The following is a 14,332-nucleotide window of genomic DNA, read 5'->3' as shown; positions in this document are numbered from 1 at the left end:
ATTTCACTTTGGGATAAAACCTCTGCCATACAATTCCCTCATTTCCTTATAAATTTAAATCAGCTTATCAATATCTATCATTGTAACTATCTTATCGCCGAAATTTATAATTCCTTTGATGTAATTTTGACTTTTCTCATCCTTTAAAGTTTCAAGCTTATCTTCATTAACCTCAACAACTTCCTCAACTTCATCTACACATATTCCAACTTGCTCATCTTCCATATTTAAGATGATTATATTTTCTTCTGCTTCCAAGTTTTTTTCTATATTTAGAAGAAGATTTATGTCAAGAAGAGATATTATATTTCCTCTAAGATTAATAAGACCATTTATATAACTAGGTGCCTTTGGCACCCTAGTTACTTCCATCATGTCATTTATAACCTGAACCTTTGAAGTTTCAACCGCAAAGTGTTCATCTGTTAACTTAAAGATTAAAACTTGCATCTTTACGGCCTCCTTTAGCCTAATACCTTTCTTATAGCATCTATAACTCTATCTGCTTGAAAAGGCTTAACTATAAAGTCTTTAGCTCCTGCTCTAATAGCATCCATAACCATTGTTTGTTGTCCCATTGCTGAGCACATTATAACTTTTGCTGCTGGATCGAAGGCTTTTATTTCTTTAACTGCTTCGATTCCATCCATATCTGGCATTGTTATATCCATAGTAACTACATCTGGTTTTTCTGCTTTATATATTTCTACCGCTTTCAATCCATTGCTAGCTTCTCCAACTATTTCAAAGCCATTTTTTTCTAATATATCTTTTAGCATCATTCTCATGAAAGCTGCATCATCAACAATTAGCACTCTTGCCATAACACATTCCCTCCATTTACATCACTCCAAGTGTATTAAGTATTTTTTCTAATGATCCGGGCATCGGCACGTAATAAAAATGTCCTGAGACATCCAATTTACCAGCACCATTTAAAAATTTTGTTTCCACATCTAGTACACTATCATCAAATTGCCCTGATTCAATGAATGTTGTGGATAATATAGCACCTAACATATCATATGTTACTGCTGGTACAGAAGGGGTTATAACTAAATTTGTAAATTTAGCTATTGAATTCATATATGATCCAGATATTATGTTTCCTATTTCGCATAAAACAGAATTACCCATCTCTGTGAATTCATCCTCCCTAGAACCTGTTAATGCTTCTATTATATTTTCTGCCACTTCTTTTTCCAAAACAAATAGAATATTTCCAGGTATATCCCCTAAAACTCTTACTATAACAGCCACCACTAAATCTTCTGCTCCAATTTTAGAAAAAACCTCTGTAAACGGTATTATATTTACAGATGGTACTGTCATATCAACTTTTGTATTAAGAAGTTGAGATAATGCTGTTGCTGCATTTCCAGCTCCAATATTACCTACCTCTTTTAGCGCATCTAGTTGAAGTGCATTAAACTCTAATTCACTCATAGCCTTAGACCCTCCCCGAGTTTAGTTAAATAAGTGCTGCTACATCTAATATTAAAGTTACAAGACCATCACCTAGAATTGTAGCTCCTATATATTCTTTTAGCCCTTGAAGAGTTTTTCCTAACGGTTTTATTACAATTTCTTGCTGACCTAATAATGAATCCACTAAGAGTCCAACTACTTTTTCTCCAACCTTTACAATTACAACAAAACTTTTTTCTAATTCACCACTATTTATTCCTAGATGTTCATTCACTCTTATTAGTGGGATAACATTATCTCTGTACATTAGTACTTCTTTGTTATTAGTTTTCTTTATTAAATCTGGAGTAAAATCTATAACTCTATCTATATATCCAAGAGATATAGCTAAAGTTTCTTCTCCAACTTTAACAAGTAAAGCTTTAATTATTTGTAATGTTAATGGAAGAGTTATTATGAATGTTGATCCCTTACCACTTTCACTTATTAAATCCACAGTTCCACCTAAGGATGCTATTTTTGTCTTAACAACATCCATACCAACACCTCTTCCAGAGATGTCTGTAACCTGCTCCTTAGTGCTAAAACCCTGCATAAAAATTAGATTAACTATTTCATTATAACTCATAGCCTCAGTATTTACACCTAATTTTTCCGCTTTTGCCTTAACTTTCTCCACATTTATACCTTTTCCATCATCTTGAACTTTAATTACAGCTTTGGTACCTTCTTGGTAAGCTATTAATTTAATAGTACCTTCTGGTTTTTTACCATTTAAAACTCTTTCTTCCTTTGTAGGCTCGATTCCATGGTCCACGGCATTTCTTATAAGATGTATTAAGGGTTCTCCAATTTCATCTATAACAGTTCTATCAAGTTCTGTGTCTTGACCTTCTATTACAAAATCAATCTCTTTTCCAAGTTCCAATGAAAGATCTCTTATCATCCTTGGAAACCTATTGAATACTATATCAAGTGGTAGCATTCTAATCTTCATAACTAAGTCTTGAAGATCTGATGTTGTTCTTGCCACTTGCTCTAAAGTTTCATTTAAATCTGTTAATCTATGATTAGTGCTTATTTGCTCTAATCTTGTTCTATGAATAACAAGTTCTGAAACCATATTCATAAACTTATCAAGTCTCTCTAAGTCAACTCTTACCGATTGATGAGCCTTTTTATGGCTAGGTGTATTTTCTTTTAGCACATTTGTTACTGGCTTACTTATTTCTTTCACTATTTCCTTTTCTTCTGTTTTTATAACCTTTTGTTCTTCTTTAGCCTTCTCTTTGGTTTCTGTCTCGGTATCATTAACTTTTTCTTTATTAAAATCAATTTCTACTACTTCTACATTTTTAATCTCTGAATTTGAATTTACTAGATCTAATGTTTCATTAAGTTCTCTATTTGTTATATAAACAATTTCTATTTCAAACTCAAAATTTTCATTTTCTATGTCTTCTGATGAAGGGTTTGACTTAATTATCTCTCCACCAGCTTCTTCTAAAGATTTAAATATTAAGAATGCTCTTGCTGATTTTAACAAAGTATTTTCATCTAATATTATTTTTATATCAAATACATTAAAGCCTCTTTCTGATGCTTGCTTTAGAACACTTATATCATACTCGTTAAGCTCAATTATTTCACTAGAAACTAATTGTTCTTCTTCCTTTGTATCTTTAGATGTCAACGCTGTCAATTCCTTGATTAGCGTTTGAATATCTGTAGTATCCTCAGCATCTTCTGAAATATTATTTACCATTTGTTCTAATGTATCTAGACATTTAAATAATATAGTAACAACATATTGATCAGCTGTTAACTCACCATCTCTAAATTTAGATAATATATTTTCCATATTATGAGTAAGCTCAGCCATTTTACTAAATCCCATGGTAGCTGCCATACCCTTTATTGTGTGAGCAACCCTAAAAATCTCATTTAACTTGTCTATATCATCAGGATTTTGCTCAAGTTCTAATAGTGTTTCATTCAAAGTTTGTAGATTATCCATGGATTCTTCTAAAAACATTGAAAGATATTGTGAAGTATCCACCCGCATATTCCCCCTTATAGCTTCCTATATATAAAAGTTGAAGCCTTTTCAAAACCATACTCTCTATAATTATATATACTTTCTGTGGCTCCTACAAATAGTAGTCCACCAGGCTTTAGGGATTCAGCAAATTTCTTATATATAGCATTCTTTACATCGGTATTAAAATAAATAACCACATTTCTGCAAACTATAATATCAAAATCTTTTTCATACCTATCTAATATTAAATCATGCTTTTTAAATGTAACCATTGACTTCATTTTATTATCGATTAAATACTTATCATTCTTTAATGTGAAATGATTATTCATGTAATCTTTTTTTACATTTCTTATTTCACTTTCATTGTATTCCCCTGCCTTGGCCTTATTAATTATAGTATTGTCAATGTCAGTAGCAAGTATATAATTTCTACTATTTGGACTTAATTCATTAAGAATCATGGCTAAAGAGTATGGCTCAGCGCCTATTGAGCAGGCTGCACTCCAAACTCTAAGACTTCTGTTATTTTTCAGTAAGTCATTGTTAATTATCTTTCTTAATTCTTCAAACATCTCAGGATTCCTAAAAAATTCACTTACATTAATAGTTATAAAATCTAAAAATTTTTGCCTTTCCTTTTCATCTTTTTTTAGTAATGTTATATACTCATCTGCAGTTTTTACACCTATTCTAGCCATTAAGCTAGATATACGTCTATGAAGTTGATTAGATTTGTAAGCAGATAGGTTTATTCCTATATCTTTTAAAACCCAGGCTTCAAATTTTTCAAAATCCATTGTTTCCTCCTAATTATTTCATTGAAGATTTTACAATCTTTGATAGTACTTGTCCAAGTGGTAAAACCTCATCTATTATTCCTGTCTCAAATGCAGCTTTTGGCATTCCATATATTGTGCAAGTGCTTTCATCTTCAGATATAGTAAAGCCACCTTGCTTTTTAACTTCTATAGAACCATTTGCTCCATCCTTACCCATGCCCGTTAAAACTATGCTCATAAGTTTATTCTTATAAACTTTAGAAGCGGAAATAAATAATTTATCTACAGCAGGCCTTACACCCCATATTGATGGATCTTTTGTTAACCTTATTTTCTTATCTAAAGAAACCTCCATATGGCTTCCACCTTGAGCAATATACACAGTATCTTTTTCTATTTTTATTCCATTTTCAGCTTCAACTACTCGTATCTTACTATTGTTATTTAATCTTTCTGAAAATGCCCTAGTAAATCCTATTGGCATATGTTGAACAACTAATATAGGTAGTCCTAAATGTTCTGGTAAATTTGTTATAACTGTGGTTAAAGCTTTAGGGCCTCCTGTTGAAGCTCCTATAACTATAGCTTCTAATGAACCTTCTAAACTTTTTCTCACTATAGTTTTTGGCTTAACTACTACCTTATTTTTGTTCTTATATGAAGATTTTATCTTTTGAATCAACTCATTTTTTACTTTATTTATATCTAATGATATTGAACCTGATGGTTTAGATATAAAATCAAAGGCTCCTAACTCCAAACATTCTATTGTAATACATGCTCCCTCTGTAGTTATGCTACTTAGCATTATTACAGGTGTTTCTAAGCCTCTCTTTTTTAATTCTTTTAGAGCCTGTACACCATTCATTTTAGGCATTTCCACATCTAATGTCACAACATCTGGTTTTAAAACTTCTATTTTTTGTAGAAGCTCTTCACCATTTCTTGCAACAGATACAACTTCCATATCTTCTTCTTGATTTATCATATCTGATATTATTCTTCTCATTAATGCAGAATCATCAACTACTAAGACTCTAATTTTCTCCAAGTTACCAACTCCATTAAAATTCTTTTATTCCAACACCTACTGTTCTTATTTGAACCATTCCGCTATTAGCATTCAGAATCATAGTTCTTCCTTTGTTTCCTCCAATATCCTCAGCTATTAAAGGTATATTTACCTTCCCTAGTGCAACCTTTACGGCTTCTCCATTTCTTGCCCCTATATCTGTCATCATTTTTTTATCCGGAAAATTAAACATTGATGCTCCTCCAGCTATTTTAGCTTTCATATGTCTCTTATTAGCACCCTGTTTTATCATTTTTTCTATTAAAAGGGGGATTGCCAAATCTGCAAATTTTAGAGGATTTGTCACATTTGAAAATTGTGTACTATCTGGGAGCATTATGTGAGCAAGTCCTGCAATGTTTGAATATTTATCATGTATCGCTATTCCAATACATGATCCTAATCCAACAGTTATTAACCTATCCGGAGATATTACCACATTCAAATCAGCAATCCCAACTCTTACTTCTTTAGACTCCATACTATTCCCCCTGCTATAATGATGCTTTTTCTTCTGAAGACAGTATTTTAGATAGATTTAAATATATTACAATTTTGCCATCAATTTTTATAAGTCCTTTAATATATCTATCTGAAATTTTAGCAACTATTGCAGGTGCTTTTTCTATATTTTCAGCACTTACATCTCTCACTTCTGATACAAAATCTACTACCATACCAACCTTAGCATCATCATCCTTAACAACTATTACTTTACTATCTGGATTTATATCAGTAACTTTCATACTAAATTTTTTATTCAAATTTACTATAGGAAGTATACCACCTTCATAATTTCTAACGCCTTCAATAAAATCATTTAAATTAGGCATTCTAGTTGGCTGTGTATAATCTAAAATTCTCTCTATTTCCATTATATCAGCAGCGAAATTTTCTCCATTTAAATTAAAAATAAGTATCTTTGTTTCTTGAAAATCCATAATTACCCCCTCCTATGCTTTAAGTCTATCTACTACTACCTCTCCAAATGAATCCATATATACATGAACATTATTACTTTCACAATCTAAAGTATGTTCCTTATTGCCTATAACAAATGTAGTATTTCCATAAGCTTTCTTAGCATATATATGACCATCTTTTTCAACCTTAAGTCTTGTACTTACTCCAGCTACACTACCAACCTCTTGAGCTCTTATTTCGTATTTTGCAGTAATATCCCCGCCTCTTGAAATAGCATCTTCTCTTTTAAATTCAACTATCCCATTACATGATATGTCGCTTACATACTGCCCTTTACCAACTATATACACGTCTCCAGTACTTCTTACTGTACTATCTTGACAGTAATCAATAGTTACATATGAAGGTATTGCTATCTTGCCACTATACTCTTCAATGTCTAAAGTTATGCATTTTATTATATCGTCTAGTTCATTAAAATGCTTTATATTTAATGGTGCCAAATACATAAGCTTTGTTATCATTAATGTTTTAAGTTCATCACTTATATATTCATTCTTAATTAACTCCACACACAATCTTGGAAGTTTTTTAAATTTACTTTCAATTAATGCCTTTATTACTTCTCCATCTTTATTGTTTTCCTTTACTATTCCAAACTTCTTAACTTCAACCATAGAATCTAGTAATCCTTGAAGTTGTTCTTTTAAAGCTTGTATAAGTTTTACATAGCTTAATATGGAGTTATTTTCTCCACCTGCATATACCTGAGATGATATAACATTTCCTTCAATTTCAATATTTCCTTCAGCTAAAACATGTGCATATGTGGTATTTTGTGATATTTTCAAATTACCACCTACTTTTATTTCCATTCCATCTTTAACTTCTCCATTTATATATACATCCCCTGAATACTCAATATTTCCCATTGCTATATCTACACTTTCATTAACTTCATAGACTGGGTTTACCTGAAATATTCCACCCTTAAAAGCAGGTTTACCATTAGTTGTACTGTATATTAAATTTCCTACTTGTTCACACCCATTTCCAGCCTTAAAAATTACCTTTTTACGCTTTTTACATGGAAGAACCTTTCCTTTAACAGTTTTTCCGTCTTTACCCACTTTTCCTTGAATAAGTTCCCCAATAAGGGCTCCCTTTTCAACCATATCTACAGCACCTATATTTTTATAGTCTACATTTCCTCTTTCATCCTCTTTAAACTTTTTCTTATCTATATTGAACTTAATTTGTATTGAATCTTCCTCATCATCTATAGGTTTTACCCCTTGAGCTATAAGGATATACTCCTTATCTTTAGATAAATCGTCATCATTGAAAGCACCCTCTATAACTCCATATTTTATAGATGCCTTGTCTAATTCTTTAATTATTTCTTCTTTATTAAATTTAGGTGGATATTCAAGTTTTTTTACTTCTGTACCTATCATTATTTTATTATTTTTTTCACAATCCTTAAGACCATAAACATGTTCTGGTGAATAACTTATAGATATATAAGCTTTCATATCATTTTCTGATACTGTTATATTTAAGTTTCTTTTTGCTGTTTCTTTTGGGAAATTGACTTTTACCTGGCTTTCACTGGTAACTTTTATGATCCCTTTACTTGATTCTCCATTTACAGTAATATCTAAATTAGGAGGTATTAATAAACTTGCTGGATTTCCTCCATCTTTAGGATCCTCTATCCTTAACTTACCATCTTTTATTTCTAAAAAACCATCTAAAGAATTTTCTTTAGAGTCTTCCTTTACTTTTGTATCTTCTTTACAACTTTCTAATTTAATCTCCCTATTCAATTCCTCTTTAACCTCATTTAAAACTTTAATTGTTATACTTTTCTTCAAAATTCCTCTTTTTTCAATAATTTCATAATTTATATTGTCAGAAGATATATTTAAACTGTTACAAGCATTACTTATACACTCTTCTAAACTTCTTCCATGAAATATGTTTTCGTTCATAGAATGCACCCCTTACTCCGATATATATTTAGATTAATTATACCATAAATTTTAACAAATTCATTCACCTTATAGCATTTTTACTTTCTATCCCTTGTATATTCCTCAACTTCACAGTTATACGCTTTCATAATTGATAAAATTATATTATTAGAATTTGATTTGTATTCATAGTCATTAATTTTACTTATAGGGAGTACCTTTGGAGATGTTCCCGATATAAATAATCCATCAATATTTTTCAAATCACTATCTTTTAAATATTCTTCTTTTACTTGTATATTTAATTTATTACATACACTTATAATTTCTCCTCTTGTAACCCCTTGAAGAACTGATTCAACTGGAGAGGTTATAACATAGTCATCTTTAATCATAAAAATATTTGATCTACTTCCTTCTGTTATTTGCCCTTTATTATCAACAAGAATAGCTTCATAAGCCTCATTTTCTTTTATATCCTTATTAACTTTTTCTCTAAAATTATTATCTATAATTTTTGCATTAGGATTTTTTCTTTCGCCATAAAATAATATTGTTTTTACCCCTTCCCTATATAGTTTTTCATTAGGATATACATGTTTTATATAATATGCACTCAGTGTGTTTTTTTCTAAAGCATAAATAAGTTTTATATTCCCTATTGCTTTGTCATTGCTTATCAAAAGCTTATCTATTGTGTTTTTTATACTGTCTATATTTAATTTGTCACTTATATTCATAAGTTCAAATGTTTTTTTCATCCTCTTTAGATGTGCCTCTAAAAATAGTGGAACACCATCTATGATTCTAATAACCTCATAAATATTTGTTTTTCCTATTACCTTTTCTTCAGAAAAATTCCTTGAATTTTCAACATTACCATTAATCACATAATACTTGTTAATATTTTTTTCCATTTTAATATCCCTACTTCCATTTTAAAATTTCTATTGAATCATGATTTTTTTTATAATTTATAAGATATGGTTTTCCTACTAAATTTAATAAAGGTAAATCTGAAAGCGAATCTGAAAACATATATGAATTTTCAAAATCAACTTCTATATTATCTTTTTTAAGTTCTTCTTTTAGTCTTTTTACTTTTTCTTCACCTTTGCAATTATTTCCATGCATTTGTGACCTATGTTTTCCCTCTTGAACTAAAAACTTGCTTCCTATTATTTTATCTACTTCCTCAATTGCATAAAGTTCATTCAAATAAAATTCTGGTGATGCTGATATTAAATAAATTTTACAGCCTTGTTTTTTTAGCTTTCTAATCATATTTATACCATCTTCATACAAAATTTTACTTAATTTTTCTTCATAAAATTCTTTAACTAAGTTTCTCATATCTTTTTCATCTAAACCATCTATGAATTTTAAAAATGATTCTTTTGTGTTTTTTTCATCATATATTCCCAAAACAAAAAATAGCCCTGAAAATATAGCTCTTGGTAAATATATTATGTTTTGCGGTTTCTTTTTAATTATGAAGTAAAATAATTGCCTTAAAGTTTCTCTTTTAGTTAATGTATAGTCAACATCAAATATTGCTAATTTTTCCATATTAATTCCTCCTAAATAAAAAGTGGCTCCACCACTTTTAAGTGATAAGTTTATAATGACAAGTTAGAGATTTGATCCTTAACTTTTCACTCTTGCAACTTGTCACTAATTAAAGTTGTCAATTTTTAAAATTTCTATACTTTACTAGATATGAAGAAAAAGAGCTACCACTATAGTATAGTAGTAACTCTCTTTTATTAATATTATTCTTCGTTCTCTAACATTGTTTCGTAATAAGCAGATACTTCTTCAAATTCTTCATCATCTGGTACTACTAATTCGCCTTCTTCTCCTAGAGATTTAAATAAATAATAAGATCCATCTTCTGGGTTTTGAACTAGAACATAGTCAGTTTCTTTATATTCAAAAGCATCAACAACCTCACATGGGATTATATTACCATTTTCATCTTCTAAGTCAACTATAAAGCTTTCGTGCTCATGTTCTTCACAACCACATCCACATGAACTTTTTTCTTCGTTATGATCTCCACAACCACATCCACATGAATTTTTTTCTTCATTGCATCCGCAAGAGCTATGTTCTTCTCCACAACCGCATCCACAATTCTTTAAGTCCTCTTTATTCATATCGCATTCAGCTAGAAAATCTTTCTTTCTAGCCTCCTCCTTCCTATTTTATATATACCATTCAATTTTACCCTTATTTCGTGAATATTAAAAGATGTTTATTGAAAATAAATAATATTTTTTTCTTTTTTTAGGAATAATTTAAAAACATAAGACTTTTTTATAATATTTGTTTAAAAGTCTCTAACTTCAAAGAATTATTTTAGTCTATACATAATTATATAATTATGTATAAAAAAAAGCTAGCCAAAACAGCTAGCTTTTTATTTTATATTATTGTTGAGCTAATTTCTTGTATCCTTGTAATCTTTCCATAGCATCTTTCTCAGTTTTAGCATATAATTCTTCTGCTACATCTGGGAATGCCTTAGCAAGTGAAGCATATCTTACTTCGCCCATTAAGAATTCTCTAAATGATGCTGTTGGCTCTTTAGAATCTAATACAAATGGATTCTTTCCTTGCTCTTTTGATTGTGGGTTGAATCTGTAAAGACCCCAATATCCACACTCAACAGCTTTCTTAGATTCTAATTGAGTATTACCCATTCCAACTTTTAATCCATGGTTTATACATGGAGCATAAGCTATTATTAATGATGGTCCTGGGTAAGCTTCTGCTTCTGCTATAGCTTTAAGAGTTTGGTTCTTATCTGCTCCCATTGATATCTGAGCAACATATACATAACCATAGCTCATAGCCATCATTCCTAAGTCTTTCTTCTTAGTTCTCTTACCTGATGCTGCAAATTTAGCTATTGCAGATGTTGGTGTAGATTTAGAAGATTGACCACCTGTGTTTGAGTAAACTTCTGTATCAAATACAAATATATTTACGTCTTCTCCAGATGCTAGTACGTGGTCAACTCCACCATATCCGATGTCGTATGCCCATCCGTCTCCACCGAAGATCCATTGAGATCTCTTAACAAAGTATTCTTTATCTTCTAAGATAGATTTAGCTATATCGCTACCTGATTTTTCTAAAGCTTCTACTAATTTAGCAGCTCTTTCTCTAGTGCTAGCACTTTCATCAACATTGTCTAACCAATCTTGTAATTCTGCACTTGCAGAATCTCCAGCTTTTATAGCTTCTTCAGCTTTATGAGCTATTCTTTGTCTCATAGATTTAACACCTAAGAACATACCTAATCCATATTCAGCATTATCTTCAAATAATGAGTTAGCCCAAGCTGGACCGTGTCCTTGTTTGTTAGTTGTATATGGAGTTGAAGGTGCTGATCCACCCCAGATTGATGAACATCCTGTTGCATTAGCGATCATCATTCTATCTCCGAATAATTGAGTTATAAGTCTAGCATATGGAGTTTCTCCACAACCTGCACAAGCTCCTGAGAACTCAAGTAATGGTTGCTCAAATTGGCTACCCTTAACTGTGTTCTTGTTCATTGGATTAGCTTTTGCTGAAACTTCTTCTATTGCATAATCCCAGTTTGCAATCTCACAATGTTGAGTTTCTTGAGGTTTCATTATTAATGCTTTTTCTGGTGCTGGACAGACCTGAGCACAGTTTCCGCAGCCTGTACAATCTAAAGGAGCTATTCCCATTGTGAAGAATACTGGTTCTTCTGATTTTATTCCTTTAGCTGCCACTATCTTCATTCCTTCTGGAGCATTGTTTTTCTCTGCTTCATTCAATAGGAATGGTCTTATAGTTGCATGAGGACAAACGTATGAACATTGGTTACATTGAATACATTTATCTGGTTGCCATTCTGGAACATTTACAGCTATTCCTCTCTTTTCGAAAGCTGCAGTACCTGCTTCAAATGTACCATCTTCCATTCCTACAAATGTTGAAACTGGAAGAGCATCTCCTTCTTGTCTGTTCATTGGGATAACTATATTCTTAACAAAATCTGATTTTTTCTTAGTATCAGCTACTTTAGCATCTTCTGCTGTCTTCCAAGCTTCTGGGATCTTAATTTCAACAATAGATTCAACGCCCTTATCTATAGCTGCGTTGTTCATGTTAACAACTTTTTCACCCTTCTTACCATAAGAAGTTACAACTGCTTGTTTTAAGTAGTTAATAGCATCTTCAACTGGGATAATTTTAGCTAACTTGAAGAAAGCTGATTGCATTATCATGTTGATTCTTCCACCAAGACCGATTTCTTGAGCTATAGCTACAGCATTTAAAGTATAGAACTTAATATTATTGTTAGCTAAAAATCTCTTATAGTCAGCTGGTAATTTTTCTTCTAACTCTTCTGGAGTCCAGATAGTATTTAATAAGAAAGTAGCACCTGGTTTTAATCCATCAAGTACATTATACTTATGAACGTAAGATTGGTTAGAGCAAGAAACGAAATCTGCTTTGTTTATTAAGTATGGTGACTTAATTGCTTTCTTACCAAATCTTAAGTGAGATACTGTTATACCACCTGATTTCTTTGAATCATAGAAGAAGTATCCTTGAGCATACATGTTTGTATGGTCTCCTATAATCTTGATTGCGCTCTTGTTTGCTCCAACAGTACCATCTGATCCTAATCCCCAGAACTTACAAGCTGTAGTTCCTTCTGGAGTAGCATCTATATCTTCAGTAACTTCTAATGAAGTATTTGTAACGTCATCATTAATTCCTAATGTAAATCCGTTCTTTGGTGCATCTTGTGCTAAGTTTGCATAAACCGCAGCAATATGTCCTGGATTTGGATCTTTTGATCCTAAACCAAATCTACCACCAATAACAAGTGGTGCATTTTCTTTTCCGAAGAAAGCATTTCTTACATCTAAGTATAATGGTTCTCCAGCAGAACCTGGTTCTTTAGTTCTATCTAAAACAGCAATTTTCTTAGCTGTCTTTGGAATAGCAGCTAATAATCTTTCATTTGAGAATGGTCTGAATAATCTTACTTTAACAACACCAACTTTTTGTCCGTTAGCATTTAAGTAATCTATAGTTTCTTCACATACGTCAGTAGCTGAACCCATAGCTATGATTACTCTATCTGCATCTGGTGCACCATAGTAATCGAAACAGTGATATTCTCTACCAGTTAACTTAGTGATTTCAGCCATGTAGCTTTCAACTGTTTCTGGAAGCTCATCATAGAACCTATTAACTGATTCTCTTTCTTGGAAATATATATCTGCATTTTGAGCAGTTCCTCTTGTTACAGGATGATCTGGATTTAAAGCTCTTTGTCTGAAAGCTTTAATTGAATCCCAATCAGTTAATTTTGCTAATTCATCATACTCTAAAACTTCAATTTTTTGAATTTCATGAGAAGTTCTGAATCCATCAAAGAAATTACAGAATGGAATTCTTGATTTAATAGCAGTTAAATGAGCTACTGCTGATAAATCCATAACTTCTTGAACTGATCCTTCTGCAAGCATTGCAAAACCAGTTTGTCTTGCTGCCATAACGTCTTGGTGATCTCCAAATATATTTAGAGAAGATGTAGCTAATGCTCTAGCTGATACATGGAATACGCATGGTAACATTTCACCAGCAATTTTATACATATTTGGTATCATTAATAATAAACCTTGTGAAGCTGTATAAGTAGTTGTTAAAGCTCCAGCTTGTAATGAACCATGAACTGCACCAGCTGCTCCTGCCTCTGATTGCATTTCCATAACTCTTACAGGCTGTCCGAATATGTTCTTTCTTCCTTGTGCTACCCATTCATCTACATGTTCTGCCATTGGTGATGATGGTGTAATTGGATATATTGCAGTAACTTCTGTAAATGCATAAGATACGTGAGCTGCTGCAGTATTACCATCCATAGTTTTCATTTTTCTCATTACTACTGACCTCTCTTTCGATTCTTAAAATTTATTAAGATTAAATACTTTGACCGCAAGGCATTTTATGTATTTTATACCCATTGCTAAAACTTTAACCACTTAAAATATAGGTTATCAAAGCTTTAGTATGTCATAAGTAATTTATTAACCCTCACACATATAATAAC

At 31.4% G+C, this 14,332-nt stretch carries 13 protein-coding genes; all 13 read right to left on the bottom strand.

Translation table 11 applies throughout. From position 1 onward, the window contains the following. Positions 1-54 precede the first annotated feature (54 nt). The 13 genes from BM119_RS12140 to nifJ all read right to left on the bottom strand — a co-directional run bounded on the left by BM119_RS12140 (position 55) and on the right by nifJ (position 14,162). Entirely contained in the window at positions 55-450 is a 396-nt protein-coding gene (locus tag BM119_RS12140) for a chemotaxis protein CheW (protein ID WP_090041817.1), read from the bottom strand. Positions 451-464: 14 nt separating this feature from the next. After that, entirely contained in the window at positions 465-824 is a 360-nt protein-coding gene (locus BM119_RS12135) for a response regulator (RefSeq protein ID WP_090041815.1), read from the bottom strand. A 16-nt stretch (positions 825-840) separates the two neighbouring features. Beyond that, the gene (locus BM119_RS12130; RefSeq protein WP_090041814.1) at positions 841-1,446 is read right to left on the bottom strand and encodes a chemotaxis protein CheC; all 606 of its coding nucleotides are present in this window, start codon (positions 1,444-1,446) and stop codon (positions 841-843) included. Between the two features lie 25 nt (positions 1,447-1,471). After that, entirely contained in the window at positions 1,472-3,487 is a 2,016-nt protein-coding gene (locus tag BM119_RS12125) for a chemotaxis protein CheA (RefSeq protein WP_090041812.1), read from the bottom strand. 14 nt (positions 3,488-3,501) lie between these two features. Beyond that, the gene (locus BM119_RS12120; RefSeq protein WP_090041810.1) at positions 3,502-4,269 is read right to left on the bottom strand and encodes a CheR family methyltransferase; all 768 of its coding nucleotides are present in this window, start codon (positions 4,267-4,269) and stop codon (positions 3,502-3,504) included. Positions 4,270-4,282: 13 nt separating this feature from the next. Continuing rightward, the gene (locus BM119_RS12115; RefSeq protein ID WP_090041809.1) at positions 4,283-5,302 is read right to left on the bottom strand and encodes a protein-glutamate methylesterase/protein-glutamine glutaminase; all 1,020 of its coding nucleotides are present in this window, start codon (positions 5,300-5,302) and stop codon (positions 4,283-4,285) included. A gap of 13 nt (positions 5,303-5,315) precedes the next feature. Beyond that, entirely contained in the window at positions 5,316-5,804 is a 489-nt protein-coding gene (locus BM119_RS12110; protein ID WP_090041807.1) for a chemotaxis protein CheD, read from the bottom strand. 13 nt (positions 5,805-5,817) lie between these two features. After that, positions 5,818-6,264, bottom strand: coding sequence for a chemotaxis protein CheW (locus BM119_RS12105; RefSeq protein WP_090041806.1), 447 nt, complete (start codon positions 6,262-6,264; stop codon positions 5,818-5,820). A gap of 12 nt (positions 6,265-6,276) precedes the next feature. Next, a complete protein-coding gene (locus BM119_RS12100) occupies positions 6,277-8,241 on the bottom strand; it encodes a flagellar assembly protein A (RefSeq protein ID WP_090041825.1) in 1,965 nt (654 codons plus the stop codon). A gap of 80 nt (positions 8,242-8,321) precedes the next feature. Next, entirely contained in the window at positions 8,322-9,140 is an 819-nt protein-coding gene (locus tag BM119_RS12095) for an aminotransferase class IV (RefSeq protein ID WP_090041805.1), read from the bottom strand. A gap of 10 nt (positions 9,141-9,150) precedes the next feature. Next, entirely contained in the window at positions 9,151-9,792 is a 642-nt protein-coding gene (locus tag BM119_RS12090) for an HAD-IB family hydrolase (protein ID WP_090041803.1), read from the bottom strand. 203 nt (positions 9,793-9,995) lie between these two features. Then, on the bottom strand, positions 9,996-10,382 hold the full coding sequence (locus BM119_RS12085) for a DUF1292 domain-containing protein (protein WP_090041801.1): 387 nt from the start codon (positions 10,380-10,382) through the stop codon (positions 9,996-9,998). Positions 10,383-10,655: 273 nt separating this feature from the next. Then, positions 10,656-14,162 (bottom strand): pyruvate:ferredoxin (flavodoxin) oxidoreductase, encoded by a 3,507-nt coding sequence (gene nifJ, locus BM119_RS12080; RefSeq protein ID WP_090041800.1) that lies wholly within the window; start codon positions 14,160-14,162, stop codon positions 10,656-10,658. Positions 14,163-14,332: the final 170 nt, after the last annotated feature.

The organism is Clostridium frigidicarnis (assembly GCF_900111985.1).
Classification (GTDB): domain Bacteria; phylum Bacillota; class Clostridia; order Clostridiales; family Clostridiaceae; genus Clostridium_Z; species Clostridium_Z frigidicarnis.
The sequence above is the reverse complement of the archived record's forward strand: the minus strand, read 5'-3'. Positions and strand labels throughout refer to the sequence as shown.

Excerpts from the sequence above, each read along its gene's own strand:
- BM119_RS12095 (WP_090041805.1), bottom strand. The coding sequence starts at position 9,140 with ATGGAAAAAAATATTAACAAGTATTATGTGATTAATGGTAATGTTGAA.
- BM119_RS12120 (WP_090041810.1), bottom strand. The coding sequence starts at position 4,269 with ATGGATTTTGAAAAATTTGAAGCCTGGGTTTTAAAAGATATAGGAATA.
- BM119_RS12130 (WP_090041814.1), bottom strand. The coding sequence starts at position 1,446 with ATGAGTGAATTAGAGTTTAATGCACTTCAACTAGATGCGCTAAAAGAG.
- BM119_RS12105 (WP_090041806.1), bottom strand. The coding sequence starts at position 6,264 with ATGGATTTTCAAGAAACAAAGATACTTATTTTTAATTTAAATGGAGAA.
- BM119_RS12135 (WP_090041815.1), bottom strand. The coding sequence starts at position 824 with ATGGCAAGAGTGCTAATTGTTGATGATGCAGCTTTCATGAGAATGATG.
- nifJ (WP_090041800.1), bottom strand. The coding sequence starts at position 14,162 with ATGAGAAAAATGAAAACTATGGATGGTAATACTGCAGCAGCTCACGTA.
- BM119_RS12110 (WP_090041807.1), bottom strand. The coding sequence starts at position 5,804 with ATGGAGTCTAAAGAAGTAAGAGTTGGGATTGCTGATTTGAATGTGGTA.
- BM119_RS12085 (WP_090041801.1), bottom strand. The coding sequence starts at position 10,382 with ATGAATAAAGAGGACTTAAAGAATTGTGGATGCGGTTGTGGAGAAGAA.
- BM119_RS12090 (WP_090041803.1), bottom strand. The coding sequence starts at position 9,792 with ATGGAAAAATTAGCAATATTTGATGTTGACTATACATTAACTAAAAGA.
- BM119_RS12140 (WP_090041817.1), bottom strand. The coding sequence starts at position 450 with ATGCAAGTTTTAATCTTTAAGTTAACAGATGAACACTTTGCGGTTGAA.
- BM119_RS12100 (WP_090041825.1), bottom strand. The coding sequence starts at position 8,241 with ATGAACGAAAACATATTTCATGGAAGAAGTTTAGAAGAGTGTATAAGT.